This is a genomic window from Sporosarcina sp. FSL K6-3457 (assembly GCF_038007285.1).
Lineage (GTDB): Bacteria > Bacillota > Bacilli > Bacillales_A > Planococcaceae > Sporosarcina.
In genome coordinates this window covers 43,477-61,150 of the sequence record NZ_JBBOWX010000002.1, presented here as the reverse complement: position 1 = coordinate 61,150, position 17,674 = coordinate 43,477, and the positions used below count along the sequence as shown (strand labels likewise).

Here is a 17,674-nt window from a genome sequence, read left to right as displayed (position 1 = left end):
TGCTCAACTCCTTTTATCGTTTTGTTTCAAAATAGGCTATTGTTTTTAGTAGTCCCTCATCTAACATTGTTGAGGGTGACCAATTTAGTAATTCTTTTGCCTGCTCGATAACTGGCTGACGTTGTTTCGGATCATCAGATGGCAATGGCTGAAATTGGAGTGTAGCTTTACTTTTAGTCTGACTTAGCACTTTCTCCGCGAGTTCAATCATCGTGAATTCATAAGGATTTCCGAGATTGATGGGTCCACGCACATTTTCAGGTGATGCCATCATTTTCAGGATTCCCTCGACCAGGTCATCCACGTAACAGAAGGAACGCGTTTGCATCCCATCGCCATACACTGTTAATGCAGTTTTTTCTAGCGCCTGCATAATAAAATTGCTCACAACACGACCATCTTTTGGATCCATTTTTGGCCCATATGTATTAAAAATACGAATCACTTTTATCTTCGTGTTATATTGCCTTGCATAATCGAAAAACAGCGTTTCCGCACCACGTTTTCCTTCATCATAACAACTTCTAATACCTATCGGATTGACATGCCCGAGATAACTTTCAGGCTGCGGATGAACAAGTGGGTCACCGTATACTTCAGATGTTGAAGCTTGTAAAATGGTAGCACCTGTTCTCTTTGCCAACTCCAGCATATTCAACGCACCTAGTACATTCGTTTTGAATGTGTGTATCGGATCTGTCTGGTAATGTACGGGACTTGCTGCACAAGCCAGATTATAAATTTCATCAATATCGCCAATTTCCGGTAATGGTTGGATAATATCATGCTCGATAAATTCGAAATTCACGTTGTTTTCATGTTGCTGAATATTTTCAAGCGAGCCAGTCTGTAAATTATCGATACAAACAACATAATGACCCATACTTAGTAATCGATCAATTAAATGTGAACCTATAAATCCTGCACCGCCAGTTACAATAATTCTTTTCATTTTTTTCCTCCATTCATTTTCTGATGCCAAACCCATGCAGTAGAGATGATATCAGTGAGTGTTCCGTACATAGGATTCCAACCAAGTACACGCTGCGCTTTTTCCGCTGAGCCGATTAGTACAGCTGGATCGCCATCCCTCCGTCCAACTACATTCACTGAAACTGAATGTCCTGTCACTTGTTCCACTGTCTGAATCACATCGAAAACAGAATAACCACTACCATTGCCTAGATTGAACACGTCATTTTTTTTCTCTGCACGCATATAGTCCACCGCTTTTTGGTGTGCTTGTGCTAAATCTACGACATGAATATAATCACGAATACAAGTACCGTCTTTCGTATCATAGTCATCGCCGAATACAGTAATACTTTCCCTCTCGCCTGCTACTACATCAAGTACAAGTGGTATAAGATGCGTTTCAGGGTCATGCCACTCCCCAATCTCCGCTTGTGGGGATGCGCCCGCTGCATTAAAATAACGAAGCGCGACATATCGTAGACCGTAAGCTTGACTGTAATCATGGAGCACTTGTTCAACCATCCATTTTGTTCGTCCATATGGATTGATTGGATTTTTAGGATGTTCTTCTGTTAACTTCGGTTGTACTGGATTCCCATATACAGCACATGTCGAGGAAAAGACGAATTCTTTCACTTCATATTGAATCATTGCATCTAGTAGGCGAACCGTATTGATCACGTTATTTTCGTAATACTTTGCTGGTGCTTGAACTGATTCTCCGACATAAGCTAGCGCTGCAAAATGAATGACTGTTCGAATGGACGGATATCGTGTGAATAGATTTTGAAGGTCTAGGTTGTTCCCTAAATCACCTTCCACAAATGGAATATGATCTGGCACAAATTCACGATGCCCCGTACTTAGATTATCAAAAACAACAATTTCTACGCCGCTTTCATCAAGCATTTTAACTGTATGGGAACCAATGTAGCCAGCGCCACCAATGACCGCAATCATACCAATTGCTCCTCAATCATTTTCTCTAGCTCACTCACCGTCAACCATGCCGTATTCGTTTCACTTGAATAGACAAAGCCTTCTGAGACTTTTTCACCCTTTTGTACTTTACTTCCCCACCAAGAAAATTCCGGAACAATTGTATAATAATCTCCAAACTCCACCGTATGTCTTGCATCATCCTGTGTGATCATTACTTCATGAAGTTTTTCCCCTGGACGTATACCGACAATGTCAATTTCACATTCCGGCGCAATGGCACGGGCCAAATCCATAATATTCATACTCGGAATTTTAGGAACAAAGATTTCGCCCCCTTGCATTCTTCCTAAATTATCCAGAACAAATTCAACCCCCTTATCGAGGGTAATCCAAAAGCGAGTCATTCGCTCATCCGTTACAGGTAGTCTGCCTGTTTCTTTTACTTTGTTAAAGAAAGGGATTACACTGCCGCGACTACCGACAACATTTCCATAACGTACGACAGAAAACTTAGTATGTTTCTCTCCCACATACGAGTTAGCTGCGACAAAAAGTTTATCAGATGCTAGTTTCGTTGCACCATACAGATTGACGGGCGCAGCTGCTTTATCAGTACTTAGTGCAATAACTTTTTCAACATTCCGGTCAATTGCCACTTCGATAATATTTTGAGCCCCATAAATATTTGTTTTTACAGCTTCAAATGGATTGTATTCACATGCTTCAACATGTTTCATCGCAGCAGCATGAATAACAATGTCTACACCATCGAATGCTCGGCTAAGCCGCTCCTTATCCCTTACATCCCCTATAAAAAAGCGCAAGCGTGAATCTTTGAATTCCTGTGCCATTTCATATTGTTTTAATTCATCACGACTGAAGACAATTACTTTTTTCACATTTCCTTCTAGTATTTTCCCGATGAATTTCTTGCCGAATGAGCCAGTCCCACCGGTTACTAATATCGTTTTGTCTGTTAACATATTTCTTACACCGCATTTCTTCTAAAGTAGAGTCGCCATTTTAGTGATCAACTAAGATTATGGCGCGTTCCCACAACATCTATAATGTTACCGATTTCACTTTCCAATGATTCGAATATCGGAATAAACTCGTATTGAATAATATCCGCGATAAGCACGTTATCACTATTCTCTACCGCTTCAGAGAGACTTACAATTTCAGTTTTCATTGATTCGGACAGCTCCATGCATTTGTCCCAATCTCCTGGACGCTCTTTACTTCTATCAATGACTGCCAACATTTCATCTAACCATTGAAGTCCTTCCATAAGTTGGCCAAATTTCGTTTTCACTTCAGATGATGGGTTCGAATAAAACCCCTCTGGGAGCAATACAATTTCGGGCTTAGCACGCTTTAAATATGCTTCAGCCGAAAGAAGTATATCATTTAAAAATTCCTTCTCCGTCTTCGCGATTATCTCTAACTTTTCGATTCGGTCAATGTTTACAATTAAATAATCTTCATGCTCCTCATAAATTTCGGTTCCATCCGCAATAAAATGACTAAAGTAATAATTTTCTTTCAGTAGTTCATTTATTTTAGCAACGACTTCGTCCGAAGACGGTGTCTTGTCAAATTCAATTTGCTGTTCCTGAAAAGTTAACTTCACAGCTACATTCCTCCAATAATCTAGTGAACTAAGCGTATCATATTTATACTCTTTATATCGGCTGAAAAATGAAAGATTCCAATGGTAGTTTGTGAGATATTAATAAGCAACCAAATAAAACAGAGATACAAATAAAATCAGTTATCCTACTAGTCATTTCAACATATAAAATGATACAATAAGAACAAATATTCGTATAGAGGTGATGTAATTGCTTATCTATAAAAGTACACTTTCTCCTTCCCAATACAACGTGCTTTTTGCAAGTATATTAGGTGACGGGACACTTGTAAAAATCACAAAAACATCGAGAAGAATCAATAGTAATTATCGTGAACACTTTAGCGAAGCACAGCTTAGCTATCGTGAATGGAAGGTCGCCCAATTAGATGGTCTTCTCTATTTCAATAAAACTAAAAGTGAAGTATTATCCAGATCCTACCAATATCTACTGAACTAGAGCAACTGTTTTACGATTCAAATCGGATTAAATGCATTCCCAAACAAATCCTTGAAGGTTGTACACTACCCCAGTTTCTTGCCACCTTGTATATGGATGATGGTTCTCTCTCTATCACTTATCGGGTTAACCACAGATTGAAAAAAATCTATTTGACACCGCATATTTATCTTTATTTGCAGTCTTTCTCAAAATCAGATTTAGAGCTCTTAAGAAATCATATCGACAAACACTTTAAAGTAAACTTGACTTTAAGTAAACGGAAAGACGGATTTGGTTATGTATTAAAAACAACTACGGTAGAGCAAACCTTTCAATTTCTTCGAGTGATACGTTCTGTTATTCTAGAATGTCCATCCATGTTTTACAAAACAAACTGGAATTACCGATTTACGCAAGAGTTAATGAAATGGTTAACTAAATATCCGGGGTATGGGGTGATTACTAGTTCTAGCGAGCGAAGCAAAGCATATTCAGATGATGAAGTGGAATTGCTAATTAAACTAAAACTACTTGGTTATTCGGACAAGGCTGTTGGTGAGCTACTGAATAGAAGTTACTGGTCGGTCGTATATAAGTGGAGGGAAATAAAGAATGGATCCATTACACTAATTGAAAAAATCACAATGTAAAAACGCGGTCGGAGGATATCCGGACCGCGTTTTATTAACCAGATTAACGTAGAAGTTGAAGTACGCCTTGTGGTTGTTGGTTGGCTTGCTTTGCCACTATGTCTTTCGATCATAGAATAGACTATATCTTCACCCTAAAAGCTTACCTTGTAGGGGCTGGGCGCTTCGGGCGAATTCCATGCCCTACGGATTTCATCGTCATAGCTTTGACGCCTTAGACGGTCTATCCTAGTCGTTGAACCTTCTCCAGAGTTTCCTCACAGGAGCTTGGCTGCTGATTGTCCAATCTCACTTCTTTTTAAACAATCACGTTTGCCGTTTCCAGCTGCGTTGTCGTGTAGTGAGCTTCAGGATGTTCCAGCAATTCACCCAGTGATGCTCTTACTCGTTACCAAGTAAGACGCCCTTGAACCGATTACCTAAGGAGTTGTAGTACACCTTGTGGCATCTGATTCGATTGAGCCAACATTGCTTGTGCTGCTTGAGTAAGGATGTTGTCCTTCGTGAACTCCATCATTTGCTTCGCCATATCAACATCACGGATGCGTGATTCTGCAGCTGTTAGGTTCTCTTCAGAAGCTCCAAGGTTGTTGATTGTATGCTCAAGACGGTTTTGAACTGCCCCTAGGTTCGAACGAATTTCAGATACTGTTTCGATAGCAGCCTGAACTTTAGTTAGGTTAGCCGCTGCAGTTGCATTACCACTAGTTAATTCCTCTAAATCGTCGATTGCTAAACCTGTAGTTGAAGCGCTCGTAAGAGTAAGGCTGATAGTTTCTCCCGCATTAGCTCCAACTTGGAACGTAAGTGTAGGAGTAGCAGTAGCAGCGCCTGATGATAAAAGCTCTTTTTTGTTAAATTTAGTTTGTGTTGCAATATCATCGATTTGTGAAGTTAGTTGCTTAATTTCAGCTTCAATTTTTTTGTTATCTTCCGCAGTCAGTGTTTCGTTACCTGCTTTTGTATATAGTACAGCCATACGTTGTAGCATTGAATGCGTTTCGTTCAATGCACCTTCAGCTGTTTGGATTAGTGAAATAGCATCTTGTGCGTTTGTAGAAGCTTGCTCCATACCGCGGATTTGGTTACGCATTTTTTCAGAAATTGAAAGACCTGCTGCGTCGTCTCCTGCACGGTTGATGCGAAGACCTGAAGATAATTTCTCCAAGCTTTTAGAAGCTGCATTGTTGTTGTTATTTAGTTGACGGTGTGTGTTAAGTGCTGCAATGTTGTGATTAATTCTCATGATTCATTTCCTCCTTGAGTGTGTGGGGTTCACTTCCATGTGAACCGTAATTTTAGTGTTGCTCGCGGAGTAAAGTGCCGGCCGAACGCCTTACTGCCGCTTACAATACTATTATCGGACAAGTACCGTAAGTGTTTAGCTTTTTTCAATTTTTTTTTAGTTTTTCTTTGTGAGTTGTGAAAATAGTACTGTATCAAGCGTTATGGCTTCCGTATTTGTTTCAGAAATGGACAGAACGAGTTCTCCGCGTAGGATGTCAACGGATTTGGGTGCTTCGATGCCGATCCGTACCGTGTCTCCTTTTACTTCGAGTACGCGAATTTCAATGTTGTCGCCTATTTGGATGGTTTCGTTTGTTTTGCGAGAGAGTACGAGCATATTAGTTGCCCCCTTTTCCGGCTGTTAGTGTACCGATTGGATGGCGTAATGAGAACTTATTGTCGTTCAAGATCATTTGTCTAGCTTTTTTGGTAGTTGCTTGGAAAATGAGTGGCGCTTGTAAGTTGATGGTTGAAGATTCGAATGGTTCTTTGAGTGAGATGATGCTGAGTACGAAAACGTCTTGCTCGCTTTTGATATTTAGTAGATTAACGGTTGGTTCATCGACGTCAAAACTATAGTCATCGACGAGTGTGTATGGGTTCGCTACGATGAAGGCAGTTGTTGGTGTTAGTGTGGATTGTAGGACTTGAAATATATCGTTGCCTTCAATCGGAAGAAGCAGAAATTGATTTTCATCTTCGAAGCCCGGGATTCCTTTTGGGAAGTTCCAGATTTGGTCAGGTTGAAGTTCGATATCACCGTGAAATTTTGTTTGGATGTTCATGTGGATCGCTCCTTTTTTGATGGTCCTTATTGCTAGAATAGCATTGTTTTAGAATTTAAAAAAGAAGAGACGAGTAATCTGTCTCTTCCCAAGTTTTCATGTCCGCTATTTATGCGTCGCATGTAGATGAGCGACAAGTTTTAAGACCGAATTCAGATGACAATGCCGCTTCTGTAATCACCATTTCACATCAATCTGAATAGATGGATATGGATTCATTTGCCCAGTTACTTTGCCTGGGGTATAGTGATGCACAGGCTTGTTCACTTGCACGTTAGTAATTGGCTTTTGTGGCGTGAACCGGATATCAGTTGTACCGGGTTGAATAGACATTTGGACACCTGATTTATTACCGACAAAGCGGATACCGAGTGGTGCGGGTGGTGGTGTTCCATTTTGTTTCGCCAAGTTAGCAATCATATTTCCACCGTTTTCAATCTGTAACAGCTGTTGTCCTTCTTGGGCTCTTCTTCCAATTCCTTGCATGGCCCCCTGTCTACCTAACTGGGCATATTCCTCATTTCTTCTTCTGATGCTTTTTAAATCGATTTCAGCACGCGCTTCGGTTGTATCGACAGAGAGCCGTGGTCTTGTTGTTGAAATTTCCAAAATGGCTGCGGGTTGTTCTTGGGTGAGTGTTGCCCTTGGTTGTTCAATCTCTTGGGTTGGTTTTATTATCTGTAGATCAAGAATACCGTTGGTAGTTTGAATTTGAAGTTGCTGAATGTCCAATTATGTCACCTTCTAAAGAAAGCGTTTGGAGGATCCCCAAACGCTTTCGTGATTTTTAATATAGCATTACCGTAGAAAATCTACGAGTGATGGTTGAATGATGCGAGCCCCTACTGATAGTGCAGCCCGGTGAATCGCTTCTTCTGTAAGCATATCCGTGATGGTTTTTTCATAATCGATATCTTCGTTTTCCGACATTTGTTTCTTCGCTGATCCTTCGAGTGCTGATAGACGTTCATCCATCATTTCTGAACGATTTTGACGCGCGCCAATGTCCGCACGGATTGTTAGAACTTTGTCAAGTTGCCCTTGAAAATCAGAAATAGCAGTATCCAACTCAGCACGAGTAATTTCGGTATTTGGGTCTCCCAAGCTCGCTGTTAAATCTACAAATAAGTCATCGATTTCTTTGAATGTCTCATAGCCGTTTGTATTGACTTTTAATTGAACGCCATTGAATACCTCAATCTCAACATCATTCTGAAAACCACCCGGATCCGTCTCTAGTACACCTCCAACAAAAAGAGGCTTAGACGTATTTGTTCCACTAAACAAATACTTATCTCCAACTTTCGTATTTGCTACGTCTTGAATTTGTAATCGCAGCTGTGCTAATTCAGCTTGAAGTTTTTCACGATCGTCGGGCGTCATTGTATCAGTTGCCCCATTCGTTACTAGCTCATATGCACGGTGTAATGCCGACCCGACTTTATCCATTGCGTCATCTGAGTTGTCAAGCCAATTGTTGACTTCTCCTAGATTTCGCTGATACTGAACGACTTTATCTACTTCCATACGATAGGCCATACCTTTCATCACGACGACAGGATCATCTGAAGGACGGTTTACCTTTTTACCAGTTGTAATTTGCTCTTGTAGCTTGCCCATTTTATTGTAGCTGTCGGAAAGATTCCGCAGCATATTATTCGATAGCATTGATTGTGTTACGCGCATTTAAAGCTCCTCCTTCTTACCTGCCGACAATTCCCATGCCGTTGATAATTTTATCAAGTGTCTCATCCACCACAGTAATCATACGAGCAGATGCATTATAGGCCTGTTGGAATCTGATCATATCTGTCATTTCTTCATCAAGTGACACGGAGATAATGGATGCCCGGCGATGTTCTACCGCACCTAATAGCGTAGCCGTGTTATAAGCAAATTTTTGGGCCTGTTCGCCATCTACTCCTAGTTCACCGATAACACCTTGAAAATAAGTTTGGAGTGTCGCACCACTGATTAAGGCTGTGAATTGCATATTCGAAAGAGCCAATGCATTTGCCCCTTGACCTTCTTCGCCAGTAGCAATAGAAGCTGCTATGAGACTCGGATCATCAATAATAGCCTGAAGTACTTTTATGCCTCCAGCCCCCGCAGTTGCATCTTCAAAAAATAAACCACCACCAACTGATGGATCCCCATCAGTAGCCAATGTAAAACCAAGCTGATGAATTCTGTTAAACTCCGCCATAAAATTATTTGCCATCGTATCTAGTTTGGTAAGCATTTCAGGATATAATCCTTTGCCGTCTGTGGTTCCGTAGGAGTTCACCAAGGATTTTAATTTACCTATATCTGAAAACTTATCGAAGTTATGTGTAGCAGCTCCTGCTGCAGTTCCATCTGGATTAGTACTTAAGGCGGAAACTTTAATACCTTCGACTGGATGGTTGATGATTGTTCCATTTACATCCACTTCAACCAGCTCTTGCGGGTCTGTCTGGAGCTCAGCAAAATCCCGCCCGTTAACGATTGTTACAGTTTCACCTTCAAGCTTTAGCTTTACCGTAACCGTCCCTTCGGCGATTGCCAGTGCACGCCCACCCGAAGGTACATATTCTGTTTCAATAGGAACAATCGCCGATAGCTCATCTAATAGTAAATCTCGCGCATCATATAAATCATTTGGCATATAGCCATTCGGCTCTACTTTTGCAATTTGATCGTTTAACCCTGCAATTTGTTTAAGAATAGAGTTGATATCTTTTGTTGTGATGCCAATTTCTTTTCCTAAGTTTGTTTGAATTTCTTTCAATGATCTGTGCATATAGTTAAAGGAGTCTGCTACAGCTTCCCCCCTGCGCGCAACAACAGCGCGTGCTCCATTATTTTCCGGATTGGCTGCCAAATCCTGTAACGACGACCAAAACTCACTGAGTGATTTTTGCAATCCATAATGCGAAGGCTCTGTTAAAACATCTTCCATCTGAGAAATGGCTTTAGACGTCGTATCCCAATAACCGAGCTTTGTAGATTCCTGCCTATACTGATGATCCACGAAGCCATCCCGAATCCGCTGAATAGACCCCGCCTGGACACCTGTCCCAAGGAAGCCAGGCATTGTACCTGCGTTGAGGCCGACGCCTGGATGGCCTGCTGTTGCTTCCATGTTGACCCGTTGGCGTGAGTAGCCGAGTGTGTTGGCGTTACTGATGTTGTGACCTGTTGTATAGAGTGCGGATTGTTGGGTGAATAGGCCGCGTTTACTTGTTTCTAATCCCATAAATGATGAGCGCATGGTGGGTGTTCCTCCTTAGGCTTGTGAGTCGAAAGAGACTTGTTCTTTCGATACTTTTTGTCCGCTGATTTCTGTTTTTGAGTAGTTGGTGGATTCCGGGCGCGGTCGGACCATGTCCAGCGATAGATTCACGAACTGAAGAGACTGGTAGGTCAGCTTCTGGTTCAAATCGTTTTGCCATTTCAAGTCATGAATCGCATGCAGGAGACGGTCCCTCGCCTCCTCAAGGCTTTTCTTATCCGCTTCTGATACGGCTTCGAGCAAATCGGTGACTGTCGGAGCTTGTGGTACTGATCGTCCTTGATCAGCCAAATAGGTTGCCACATCGCGTTGCCGTAAACCGTCCGTTTGGATGATGGCAGCTAGATGGGATTGCTCGTCTTTCAGCAATTGGTCGAGTCCTTCCATGTCCCCGTTCTTAATGACCGCTGTCTTGTCGTAGGCAATCCGTAATAGGCTTCTATGCAGTTTTTCCAGATTGTCGAGTGACGTCAAGATTTTAGTAATGGACATGTTTTTTGCCTGCTTTCATTTTTTTTTACGCTTTGTAGTACTTCGCCAAGTTGGAAGCGAGCTGTTCTGCATCTACTTTGTATGTGCCTGCTTCGATTTCTGTTTTTAGTTGCTCGACGCGCTCGTTTCTTTGGACAGTGAATGGTGAAATTTCCGATAGTTGCTTCGCTTCGGATGAAATTTCAAGTTTGTCTGTTTGCATTTTTGATTTTTGTTCTAACTGTTCTGCCTTTAACTGATTTGTTTTGTATGGATTAATGGCAGGGATATTAAATTTCTGGATTTTCATCTGATCTCGCTCCTTTCGTTTACACTATATTGTTTAGCTTATGCTTTTTGTATTAGCTTATTCTTTATTTCGGCATAAGTTCGCAAACGTTTAGGGTCTTTCGTATTAAAAAAGCGGTTCGTCCGTAAACTACCGGTTTGCTATCATCTCCGTTTGCGATCTGCAAGGTATGTTGCTCTGTCTTTTTCTACAATGGATTCCCTAAATTCTGTTACAGCTTCAAATGTTGCCAAGTCATTTTGAATGTTTGATGCACAGCTTTCACATAGTTTCCCTTTGTTCGTTAGTTTCCCGCAATTATCACAAGGGTAGCCAAGGTTTGGGAACAGAGCGGGTTGCAGTCGTCCTTTACGCACCCATTTGTGTAACAATGATTCCGTTACACCCGTTACCTCAACAATTCGTTCAATCGTCGCTGCACGATTTTCACGTCTTCTTAGAAAACGAAAGACTTCTTCGTACATTTTTTCTTCGTTCATCGCGCACTTCCCACACACATCCCGTACGCCTGTATAGTTAAAAAATTCACCACATGTTGGACAATCTCGTAGTTCAGCCATTTCCATCAATCTCCTCGTTAAGTTATCTTTCTGCTCGTATAAGTGTAATCGCTTTAACTCGCGTTGCACCTGCTTCTTTTAAAACAGTTGCCGCATGACGCAGCGTTGTGCCAGTTGTGTAAATATCATCTACTAATATGTACGTCCCCGGTTGAATGGTAGTTCCCATTTTCACCGTGAATAAAGGTTTCATCGCAAGACGTTGTGCTTTAGATTTTTCGCCCATTGCCTCTGTGTCTATTTTTTCGAGTAGATGCGTGTAGGGAATGCGGGCACTTTTCAACAGTTCGTCTACATGGGCAAAGGTCCGTTGAATCTTTTTTTCCGGATGCATAGGAATCGGAACAATCATAGCGTCTCCTATTAAAGAGTTACGCAATTCATCGGCAAAGACCTCTGCTAATCGAACATCCTGTAGAAATTTGAATTGGTGCAAATAATCGCGCATCGCTTCGTTATAAGTATACAGCGATGTAACTTGGTCAAGTATTTCACACTCTTCTTTATTATCGGCACGCTGGAACTTTTTTGAACAATCTCGGCAAATGTTAGTCTGCTTTTCGAGTCCGAGTAGAGCCTGCCATGATGGTATAGCGGCGATGGATTGTTCACAGAGGAGGCATTCGTTCATATGCGGACGCCTCCTTTATTGAGCTGAATAATATCGTTTTTTGCCGCATCCATGGCGTAGGTGATGCCGTGGTGAAATAGCACGAAGTCACCTGTTGGGCATTGTGCTGAGCGTCCGACACGACCGCCGATTTGAATCAGTGCGCCTTTGTTGAAAATGAGCTGCTCTGCCCCGACGACGGCGACTTGGACGTTGGAGATAGTGATACCACGCTCTAGAATAGTTGTGGTGAGTAGACCAGGAATGGCTTTATTGCGTAGTGCCTGAACATGCTCTTTTCGATTGGGATGTGATGCATGGACCGCGTGAATACGTGTGTCGAGCTGTTTGAATAAAGGCTCCGCCTCCTCCATGAGTGCAATGTTATGGAAGAAGATGAGGAATGGCTGCTGTTGTTTCAGGCATTGCGCTGTCCAATCAACAAGTTTTTTTGGTAGCCTGCCTTTTTGAATATGCTTGGCGTAATTCCATAGAGCGCTATACCGCGGGACAGGTAATGGATAGCCATGGTAACGACGATTAATGGTTGAGATTCGCCCTACTTTTTTCATGTCTGCCAGTAGTTTATCCGACGGAGTAGCGGTGACAAAATGGACGGGTGCATTGGGCTTCACTGCTTTTTGGACGGCTCTTCGTAGCGTTTCGTCTGCTGTATAAGGAAATGCGTCGGCTTCATCGACGAAGATGGCATCGAATGCGTGACGAAATCGATAGAGCTGATGTGTTGTTGCCAGAATAAGTTGAGGAGCTGCCGTCGTCGATTCCGTGCCTCCGTATAATGCTGCGATTGCAGTTTGCGGGAATGCTGTGCACAGACGCGGTTCGAGTTCAAGGATGACGTCGACGCGAGGGGCCGCGATACATACACGTTTGCCTTCAAGTAATAGTTTGTGAATAGGAGCGAATAAAATTTCGGTTTTCCCTGCTCCGCAAACAGCGTGAATAAGGTGTGGAATGCCTTTAGTCGTGCTATTTGTCAGTTCGTCGGATGCTTGTTGTTGGCGTGGGGTTAGTATGCCTTGCCAGGCGAGTGAGTGGGTTGTTAGATATGTTGGCAATTCCCCGTTCCAGGTGATGAGTTCGGTGCAGGTTGAAACACGCCCCATTTTGAGGCAATGTCGGCAATAGGTGCAGGGACCGTTACATTTTGCGCAATCGAATGTTGTGAAACGCGACTGGTTGTCGTTTTCACAACGATTGCAGAAATGATGTGCTCTGTTTGCAAATGTCTTGATGGATGTGATGCCAGGAAGGGGTTTGATATGTTGTGACAGGATATGGGCGTCAATTGTTTCCGTGGAAAACGGCGTGTGCAGTCGAAGCCAAATACGGCCAGTCAGGAAATCCCTGACTGCCGGGTCAAATGTATCGATCAACTGCAACACCTCCTGGGCCTGCATGTGAGAAGGAGTGAACTGTGCATCCTTCCCACGTTCAGGTTATGTAACTATTGCCACAGGACGTAGCAATAGCTGCGTTCTAGTTCAAGCTTGTCGTTTTACCCAGCCAAGTCCCATTGCACCTTCGCCTAGATGTGTACCAATGACGGGTCCGAAGTGACTAATGGTAAATTGGACGTCTGGTAATTGCTCGGTTAATTGCGCGAGCCAAGTTTCGGCTTCTTCGGGTTGATTGCCATGTATGATAACTGCTTCTAGCGGCATTTTGGCTGCGTCTTCCGCCAGTAAATCTACGATGCGCTTCATAGCCTTTTTGCGCGTCCGAACCTTTTCGAAAGGGACAATTACTTTTTCTTGGAAATGAAGTAGTGGCTTCACTTGGAGTAATCCACCGATGAGTGCTTGTGCACTGGATAATCTGCCGCCCCGCTGGAGGTGCGTGAGATCGTCTACCATGAAATAAGCGCGCAGTGTTTGTTTCATTTCTGCGAGTTCTGCCATAATTGCGTCCGGCGTTGCTCCTTGTTGCGCAAGTTGTGCCGCGCGTAGCACGTAAAATCCTTGTGGGTAACATGATATTTCCGAATCGAATGTGCGTACGTCAATACCTTCTACCATTTCGCCAGCTTGTCCCGCACCTGCGTATGTACCGCTGATACCGCTTGATAAATGAATAGAAATGACCGCGTCATATGTTTCTTTTAACGACTCATAAAGTTCAACGAATTTGCCAACAGGTGGCTGTGATGTCTTCGGTAGTGGAGCATCACCACGTACTTTATCATAAAAGTCAGTTGACGTCAGATTGATTTCTTCATCGTACGCCTTCCCGTTTAGTGTTACGGTAAGCGGAATCATATGAATATCTAGTTCTTCTAATAGATGCGCAGGTAAATAAGCCGTGCTATCAGTAACAATTGCTGTTTTCACTTTCTAATCAACTCCTGTATTCTATTCTACCTAAAATGAGGAGAAATGGGAATTGCGAAGTGAGCGATTGGGGATAGAAAGTGGTCGAGGTATTCGGGGAGCTGGGACACCTTTTGATGGAACTGAGACACCGTTGCCTGAAACTCGTATACGGATTCATGAAACTCGGACACCCTGCGCGAACTGGGGCACCTTTTGATTGAACTGGGACATCGATGCCTGAAACTCGTATATAGATTCATGAAACTCGGACACCCCGCGCGAACTGGGACACCTTTTGACGAAACTGGGACACCGATGCTCGAAACTCGGATACGGATTCATGAAACTCGGACACCACCGGCAAACTGGGACACCTCTTAACGGAACTGAGACACCGTTACCAGAAACTCGTCTACGGATTCGCAGAACTCGGACACCTCGTGCGAACTGGGACCGCCTCGCCCCACGCCTATGCATACTCACCCTAAAAAAACCACCCACTCCGTAAAGTAAACGAAGCGAGCGGTTAGTTGTTAGTCAACCGTTTGTGCCCAGCGATGGGCTTCTAGGGAATAGGCACTTAGCTTGGAGTCGTCAATGCCGATTTCCTCAGTAAGTTGTTTGAGTCGCTCCCAATTAAAACGTTCGATTGCTTCAGTAAGTTGGAGAGACGATGTAATTTCTGTCTCCTCGCCCCTCAATGTACGTGCGACTAGATTGGATAATGGGATGAGTTCCAATATATCGTCCCAGTCCCGTTTCATGATGACATTGATAAGAGAAAACATGCCGGCAAGGAAGTATTCTTCTGCATTTTTCTTGCCTTCGTGCTTGGCAAGGAGCTCGCACATTTTGGCACGCGTTAATGAGTAATCGACGAGGGCTTTAGTACGGCCTCTTCCTTGACCATCTCCCATTTCATGTAGCGCAAGGAGCATCACCCATTTTTTAGTTTCCTGCAATCCAATGATGACAATGGCCTGTTTGATGGAACTGATGCGTTTCGGCACTTGGAATGCTAACGTATTGATAAACCGTAGCAATTTGTATGACAGTGACATATCACGCATAATGAGGCTAGCGATTTCATCAATGTTCGGGGATTCGGCATTAAATAGCTCGATAATTTGAAAATGAAGACTGACGTTTGATGGAATTTCAATTCCCGAAATGATTTCAGGTTTAGCAAAGAAATAGCCTTGAAATAGTTTGTATCCAGATTTTTCTGCTTGCTGAAATTGCTGCTCTGTCTCAATCTTTTCCGCTAGTAACATAATATCAGGATATTTCTTTATAAATGCCTCTATCTCTAATCGTTCGGTAGCAGTCGTATTTATGTAATCGACCTTAACAATATCAACAAGATCGAATAATTCCATATGTACCATGTATTGTTTTTGCAAGATAAAATCATCTAAAGCTAGCTTGAATCCTTCCGCTTTTAACAATCGCATTTTAGTAAGAAGTGACGGCGTAATCTCAACATCTTCCAAAATCTCTATAACCACTCGGTCAGGTTTCAAGGTTGTAAAAATATCCTGAGCTAGTAGCTCCCCCGAAAAATTGATGAATGCCACACTTTTACCCGCAACCTTTTCAACACCAATCGATAGAAATGTATTGACAAGTAACCCAATAGTCGCTGTGTCGGAATCAACCCCTGGAAAAAAATTATCGGTGCTATTCCTATACAATAATTCGTAAGCAAAGATATCGCCGTCCTGATTCAATATCGGTTGCCTACCTACAAATATATCTATTCCTTTCACCTACCCACCTCATTTCCAGTAGTATATCAAAAAAGTACCATTTTACAACTATTATTACTAAAAAAACATTCCAGATAGCATCCAGCCTCGTAAAATGGTATGTTCTAGTTAAGTAAATGTTTGATTCAAGGGGGAATATACCATGGAGACCATTCACTACAAGCAGACAGGTAATATTGCTTTTATAACACTTGATCGACCAGGAGCAATGAATGCATTCAATTATGATATGCTGGTTGAACTTGGGCAAATTACAGAATCCATTCGCATCAATCCAGATATTCGTGTCGTGATTTTCACAGGCTCTGGTAATCGTGCATTTAGTGTAGGTGCTGACCTGAAGGAACGCAAATTATTAACCGATTGGCAAGTAAAGCGCAATATTTACAAAATCGGTGATGTCTTTACAGCCATCGAAAACTTACCACAGCCGACAATTGCGATGATGAACGGCTTCGCTTTCGGCGGTGGGATGGAACTGGCACTCGCATGCGATTTCCGGATTGCGGCTGACACAGCGTTGATGGGATTAACCGAAACAGGATTAGCCATCATTCCAGGAGCTGGCGGAACACAGCGGTTACCACGGTTAATTGGTGAGGCGAAGGCGCTTGAACTGATTTTGACAGCTCGTAAATTATCAGCAGCCGAGGCATTTACCTACGGTGTTGTCACAAGAACTACACCAGCGGATAATTTACTACAGGAAACGACAAACTTTGCCGATTCAATCCTTGCAAACGGTCCAATTGCTTTGCAGCAAGCCAAATTTGCCATTAAACACGGCATGAACGTAGATTTACAGACAGGTCTTGCCATCGAGCGCAAAGCGTATGAAATGACGATTCCAACAGAAGATCGAACGGAAGCATTGACGGCATTTGCCGAGAAACGAAAGCCTGTATTTAAAGGTAAATAAGTAGTGGAGAGAAAGGTTCGAATACCTTTCTCTCCTTTCCCAACACTAGGCATCCTCTCCACAGCGTGGACTCTTCGACACAATTCCCGCCGCCTGCGTAACAATTGACATGATATTAGTAACCCCTTGTCTGTCAGCAGTATAAGGCGCTCGCACATAAGGACGATGCTCCATCTGCACAATATAGCGAGGTGGTAACTTATTAAGCGCTATCGCCCTAATATCATCCAAGCAACGTTCACATTCGCAAGTCAACTGCAAACTTCCCTTGTATTTAACAAGCACCTCTAACACAATTTCCTCCATAATATTATGTATAGACATTGCTCTGCCTCCAAAAGTCGATTAGTATGAATAATTTTCCATACTATCAATTATACTATGATATCGACTTTTTTTCAGAGGATTATCTAGCACCTTTTCCCTGTTTTAATATTCCATTTTTTATCGATAAAATAAAATCTGTATCATTCTATCTAGTGATTGGTCTTATAATAAGATAGTTGGACAGTTTGGCACACCACGAGCTTTGGATATTCGGTACTATCCAACGGTCCCATTCAGTTCGATTATTCGTTAATTTGAAGTTCTATTCTCGTTGTTTGTAGTGTAAGGCGGCGACTCAAACGACAGTAAAATCAAGTTTTCCCCGGTAGATTCACTGGATTCCTAATTCCAGTTTTGAATATTTATCCTTTTTGCTTGACTTGTACA

General features: G+C 42.5%; 20 protein-coding genes. 2 read left to right on the top strand and 18 right to left on the bottom strand.

What is annotated here, in order from left to right:
• Window positions 1-13 precede the first annotated feature (13 nt).
• The 4 genes from N1I80_RS22330 to N1I80_RS22315 are packed head-to-tail and all read right to left on the bottom strand — an operon-like array spanning window position 14 to window position 3,550.
• Window positions 14-952 (bottom strand): UDP-glucuronic acid decarboxylase family protein, encoded by a 939-nt coding sequence (locus N1I80_RS22330; protein WP_340740179.1) that lies wholly within the window; start codon window positions 950-952, stop codon window positions 14-16.
• On the bottom strand, window positions 949-1,935 hold the full coding sequence (gene galE / locus N1I80_RS22325) for a UDP-glucose 4-epimerase GalE (RefSeq protein ID WP_340740178.1): 987 nt from the start codon (window positions 1,933-1,935) through the stop codon (window positions 949-951). Before galE ends, N1I80_RS22330 begins: the two co-directional genes overlap by 4 nt.
• Window positions 1,932-2,900, bottom strand: a complete 969-nt coding sequence (gene pseB, locus N1I80_RS22320) for a UDP-N-acetylglucosamine 4,6-dehydratase (inverting) (RefSeq protein WP_340740177.1) — start codon at window positions 2,898-2,900, stop codon at window positions 1,932-1,934. Before pseB ends, galE begins: the two co-directional genes overlap by 4 nt.
• 47 nt (window positions 2,901-2,947) lie before the next feature.
• A complete protein-coding gene (locus N1I80_RS22315; RefSeq protein ID WP_340740176.1) occupies window positions 2,948-3,550 on the bottom strand; it encodes a hypothetical protein in 603 nt (200 codons plus the stop codon).
• A 426-nt stretch (window positions 3,551-3,976) separates the two neighbouring features.
• On the opposite strand from N1I80_RS22315, the gene N1I80_RS22310 reads away from it, so the two are divergent.
• Window positions 3,977-4,642, top strand: coding sequence for a DNA endonuclease (locus N1I80_RS22310; protein ID WP_340740324.1), 666 nt, complete (start codon window positions 3,977-3,979; stop codon window positions 4,640-4,642).
• A gap of 415 nt (window positions 4,643-5,057) precedes the next feature.
• Here N1I80_RS22310 and N1I80_RS22305 read toward each other — a convergent pair whose 3' ends face one another.
• The 13 genes from N1I80_RS22305 to N1I80_RS22245 all read right to left on the bottom strand — a co-directional run bounded on the left by N1I80_RS22305 (window position 5,058) and on the right by N1I80_RS22245 (window position 16,041).
• The gene (locus N1I80_RS22305) at window positions 5,058-5,888 is read right to left on the bottom strand and encodes a flagellin N-terminal helical domain-containing protein (protein ID WP_340740175.1); all 831 of its coding nucleotides are present in this window, start codon (window positions 5,886-5,888) and stop codon (window positions 5,058-5,060) included.
• A 156-nt stretch (window positions 5,889-6,044) separates the two neighbouring features.
• Window positions 6,045-6,266 (bottom strand): carbon storage regulator CsrA, encoded by a 222-nt coding sequence (gene csrA / locus N1I80_RS22300; protein WP_340740174.1) that lies wholly within the window; start codon window positions 6,264-6,266, stop codon window positions 6,045-6,047.
• Window position 6,267: 1 nt separating this feature from the next.
• Window positions 6,268-6,714 carry a flagellar assembly protein FliW gene (gene fliW / locus N1I80_RS22295; protein ID WP_340740173.1) on the bottom strand — a complete coding sequence of 149 codons (447 nt, stop codon included), beginning with the start codon at window positions 6,712-6,714 and terminating at the stop codon, window positions 6,268-6,270.
• A 177-nt stretch (window positions 6,715-6,891) separates the two neighbouring features.
• The gene (locus tag N1I80_RS22290; RefSeq protein WP_340740172.1) at window positions 6,892-7,446 is read right to left on the bottom strand and encodes a DUF6470 family protein; all 555 of its coding nucleotides are present in this window, start codon (window positions 7,444-7,446) and stop codon (window positions 6,892-6,894) included.
• Between the two features lie 66 nt (window positions 7,447-7,512).
• Window positions 7,513-8,400 (bottom strand): flagellar hook-associated protein FlgL, encoded by an 888-nt coding sequence (flgL, locus tag N1I80_RS22285; protein WP_340740171.1) that lies wholly within the window; start codon window positions 8,398-8,400, stop codon window positions 7,513-7,515.
• Between the two features lie 16 nt (window positions 8,401-8,416).
• Window positions 8,417-9,967 carry a flagellar hook-associated protein FlgK gene (gene flgK / locus N1I80_RS22280; RefSeq protein WP_340740170.1) on the bottom strand — a complete coding sequence of 517 codons (1,551 nt, stop codon included), beginning with the start codon at window positions 9,965-9,967 and terminating at the stop codon, window positions 8,417-8,419.
• A gap of 15 nt (window positions 9,968-9,982) precedes the next feature.
• The gene (locus tag N1I80_RS22275; RefSeq protein ID WP_340740169.1) at window positions 9,983-10,480 is read right to left on the bottom strand and encodes a flagellar protein FlgN; all 498 of its coding nucleotides are present in this window, start codon (window positions 10,478-10,480) and stop codon (window positions 9,983-9,985) included.
• Between the two features lie 25 nt (window positions 10,481-10,505).
• Window positions 10,506-10,769: a flagellar biosynthesis anti-sigma factor FlgM gene (gene flgM / locus N1I80_RS22270; protein WP_340740168.1), complete on the bottom strand. Its 264-nt coding sequence runs from the start codon at window positions 10,767-10,769 to the stop codon at window positions 10,506-10,508.
• Between the two features lie 143 nt (window positions 10,770-10,912).
• Window positions 10,913-11,329 carry a TIGR03826 family flagellar region protein gene (locus N1I80_RS22265; protein ID WP_340740167.1) on the bottom strand — a complete coding sequence of 139 codons (417 nt, stop codon included), beginning with the start codon at window positions 11,327-11,329 and terminating at the stop codon, window positions 10,913-10,915.
• Between the two features lie 22 nt (window positions 11,330-11,351).
• Window positions 11,352-11,960, bottom strand: a complete 609-nt coding sequence (locus tag N1I80_RS22260) for a ComF family protein (RefSeq protein ID WP_340740166.1) — start codon at window positions 11,958-11,960, stop codon at window positions 11,352-11,354.
• On the bottom strand, window positions 11,957-13,336 hold the full coding sequence (locus tag N1I80_RS22255; RefSeq protein WP_445683719.1) for a DEAD/DEAH box helicase: 1,380 nt from the start codon (window positions 13,334-13,336) through the stop codon (window positions 11,957-11,959). Before N1I80_RS22255 ends, N1I80_RS22260 begins: the two co-directional genes overlap by 4 nt.
• A gap of 108 nt (window positions 13,337-13,444) precedes the next feature.
• Complete coding sequence (locus N1I80_RS22250; RefSeq protein ID WP_340740164.1) at window positions 13,445-14,290, bottom strand: DegV family protein; 846 nt, start codon at window positions 14,288-14,290, stop codon at window positions 13,445-13,447.
• Window positions 14,291-14,805: 515 nt separating this feature from the next.
• Window positions 14,806-16,041: an EAL and HDOD domain-containing protein gene (locus tag N1I80_RS22245; protein WP_340740163.1), complete on the bottom strand. Its 1,236-nt coding sequence runs from the start codon at window positions 16,039-16,041 to the stop codon at window positions 14,806-14,808.
• Window positions 16,042-16,183: 142 nt separating this feature from the next.
• Here N1I80_RS22245 and N1I80_RS22240 point away from each other — a divergent pair, with 142 nt between their 5' ends.
• Window positions 16,184-16,960, top strand: a complete 777-nt coding sequence (locus N1I80_RS22240; RefSeq protein ID WP_340740162.1) for an enoyl-CoA hydratase-related protein — start codon at window positions 16,184-16,186, stop codon at window positions 16,958-16,960.
• Window positions 16,961-17,005: 45 nt separating this feature from the next.
• On the opposite strand, the gene N1I80_RS22235 is transcribed toward N1I80_RS22240, so the two are convergent.
• Entirely contained in the window at window positions 17,006-17,284 is a 279-nt protein-coding gene (locus N1I80_RS22235; RefSeq protein WP_340740161.1) for a late competence development ComFB family protein, read from the bottom strand.
• Window positions 17,285-17,674: the final 390 nt, after the last annotated feature.

Bases quoted from the DNA above. Each gene is read 5' to 3' on its own strand.
- pseB (WP_340740177.1), bottom strand. From the start codon at position 2,900: ATGTTAACAGACAAAACGATATTAGTAACCGGTGGGACTGGCTCATTC.
- N1I80_RS22235 (WP_340740161.1), bottom strand. From the start codon at position 17,284: ATGTCTATACATAATATTATGGAGGAAATTGTGTTAGAGGTGCTTGTT.
- N1I80_RS22265 (WP_340740167.1), bottom strand. From the start codon at position 11,329: ATGGCTGAACTACGAGATTGTCCAACATGTGGTGAATTTTTTAACTAT.
- csrA (WP_340740174.1), bottom strand. From the start codon at position 6,266: ATGCTCGTACTCTCTCGCAAAACAAACGAAACCATCCAAATAGGCGAC.
- N1I80_RS22330 (WP_340740179.1), bottom strand. From the start codon at position 952: ATGAAAAGAATTATTGTAACTGGCGGTGCAGGATTTATAGGTTCACAT.
- flgM (WP_340740168.1), bottom strand. From the start codon at position 10,769: ATGAAAATCCAGAAATTTAATATCCCTGCCATTAATCCATACAAAACA.
- galE (WP_340740178.1), bottom strand. From the start codon at position 1,935: ATGATTGCGGTCATTGGTGGCGCTGGCTACATTGGTTCCCATACAGTT.
- N1I80_RS22305 (WP_340740175.1), bottom strand. From the start codon at position 5,888: ATGAGAATTAATCACAACATTGCAGCACTTAACACACACCGTCAACTA.
- N1I80_RS22240 (WP_340740162.1), top strand. From the start codon at position 16,184: ATGGAGACCATTCACTACAAGCAGACAGGTAATATTGCTTTTATAACA.
- N1I80_RS22275 (WP_340740169.1), bottom strand. From the start codon at position 10,480: ATGTCCATTACTAAAATCTTGACGTCACTCGACAATCTGGAAAAACTG.
- N1I80_RS22260 (WP_340740166.1), bottom strand. From the start codon at position 11,960: ATGAACGAATGCCTCCTCTGTGAACAATCCATCGCCGCTATACCATCA.
- fliW (WP_340740173.1), bottom strand. From the start codon at position 6,714: ATGAACATCCAAACAAAATTTCACGGTGATATCGAACTTCAACCTGAC.
- flgK (WP_340740170.1), bottom strand. From the start codon at position 9,967: ATGCGCTCATCATTTATGGGATTAGAAACAAGTAAACGCGGCCTATTC.
- flgL (WP_340740171.1), bottom strand. From the start codon at position 8,400: ATGCGCGTAACACAATCAATGCTATCGAATAATATGCTGCGGAATCTT.